Annotated in this window: 2 protein-coding genes; both read right to left on the reverse strand. The window is 57.0% G+C overall.

The window, feature by feature from the left end; translation table 11 throughout:
• Nucleotides 1–611 (reverse strand): PTS mannose/fructose/sorbose/N-acetylgalactosamine transporter subunit IIC (locus AB5164_RS10110; RefSeq protein WP_368143341.1); only part of this gene is annotated, 611 nt, incomplete at its 3' end.
• 226 nt (nucleotides 612–837) lie between these two features.
• Nucleotides 838–1,728 carry a DMT family transporter gene (locus tag AB5164_RS10115; protein WP_343007855.1) on the reverse strand — a complete coding sequence of 297 codons (891 nt, stop codon included), beginning with the start codon at nucleotides 1,726–1,728 and terminating at the stop codon, nucleotides 838–840.
• Nucleotides 1,729–1,894: the final 166 nt, after the last annotated feature.

The raw sequence follows: 1,894 nt of genomic DNA on the forward strand, positions 1-1,894 counted from the left end.
GGCACGAGCTGCTTGGTGAGCACCAGGCGGCCGAGCATGGCGAAGCCCATGGCAGGCAGGATGTTGGCGGCAACGCCGCAACCATCAATGATGAAGGACGGGACGAAGTCGAGCAGGCCCTGGATGGCATCGGAGCCCAGATAGAAGGCGCCGCCGCACAGCAGGAAATACTCAAGGCAGCCCCAAAGACCCATGCCCCAATGAACGGCGTAAATGCCTTTAAGGTTTCCCTTGAGGGCGAACCTGTCTGCCATATCGACAAACACGGTGAACAAGGCACTAGTAATGTTGCCGATCGTCAGCGAAAGGACAGCGATGGGCATGGCGAGCGCGATGGCCGTCTCGGTACCCTGACCGAGCTGAATGGCAAACGCGCAGGCGAGCACGCCGCCGATCGTTTCGTTAGGCGGCACGTAGGCGCCGATGGAAACCGAACCCATGAACAGCAGCTCCAGGCTGGCGCCGACGGCAAGACCAGTCTGCAGGTCCCCCAGCACCAGGCCCACGAGCGGGCACAGGACGATGGGGCGGAACGCGTAGAGGGTGCCGAGCTGGTAGTCGAGGCCTCCAAACGCTCCGACTAAGCCGACGAGGATTGCTTGGGTAAGCATGGTTCCTCCAAAATAGGAAATCTCGAGTCATAGCCGGTCACCGTCGCGCGCGCTGTTGATATCAATCCGGAAACTCGACCACACGGCCCGAAGCGTACCTGGTGTGCTGTTAACACCTATGCCAGGCACAAATGATTTGATACCAATTATAGATATGCAGGTTCTTACTATTTAATACCACTCGCTCAGCGGGGTGTTTTTTACCGTAAACGGCAGACGTATCCCATCAGGCGCGCTCTTTGTTTCGATGGCGGACAAGCGCCACCAGAAAGCCATCGCCAAAGGCATCGTATGCCAAGTTGCCTACAATCACCAAAACGATTATCGCCGCGCCCAAAAACTCGTTCCAGCGAAAGACCTCGCCAAAGAGGAGCGCCGACCAGCAGGGAGCGAGCACGACCTCGCTCATGCAAACCAAGTTGGCCGCAAACGCGTTAGTGCGCGCAATCCCCTTGGCATACAGCACACTCGCAAGGCCGCTGCAAAAAAGGCCATGCACCAGCATAAGCCCCCACTCAAAGGGTTTTACGGAGCCTAGGTCGCCGGCAAAATAGACGATCGGCAGTATCGAGATGCCGCAGGAGATGAGCGAGGACACCATGGGCGACGCATCGGGGCGAGAGTTTAAAAAGAAACACAGCCCAAAGGTGGCTCCCGAAATGACGGCAAGCAGGTTGCCGAGCATGCCCTCGGCGCTCAAATCGCCTAAAAAGAAAAGTCCCATACCCGTAAAAGCAACCAACACGGAGGCAATCTTCGCAGGCGAGGGCAACGTGCGAGTTGCGAGCGACTGATACACGATAACAAAAATCATCGAGGTGTACTGCAGAACGATCGCGTTGCCGACCGTCGTGAGCTGGTTGGCAAAGTTAAACGTGGTGCCCGTCACGAAGTTGCAGACGGCCACAAGGACAATAAGACGGCTGACGCGGAGGACGGGCCTACCGACGAGCAGGATAAAGAGCGCCATAAATATTGCCGTAACGGCACCGATCAAAAGAGCTGACTGCGAATTGGCGCGAACGAGGATGCCGATAAAACTCCACAAGAGCGCCGTGCCAAATAGATACATCGCCCCGCTCACGCCATTATCGGGTGGATTGTCAGATCGAATCACGAAGCACCTCCAGCTAACTTTCGGTAATAAAAAACGGCGACCGCAACGGGTCGCCGTTTCCCTTGGGGGCAGAATAAAACGCAGGAACCTACGCCAGCACGCCGAAGAACGCGCCGATGATGCCCACGACCATGGTGGCCACGATCAGCACCATGGGGTTGATCTT

It is taken from the genome of Collinsella aerofaciens (genome assembly GCF_040915425.1).
Classification (GTDB): Bacteria; Actinomycetota; Coriobacteriia; order Coriobacteriales; family Coriobacteriaceae; genus Collinsella; species Collinsella aerofaciens_BW.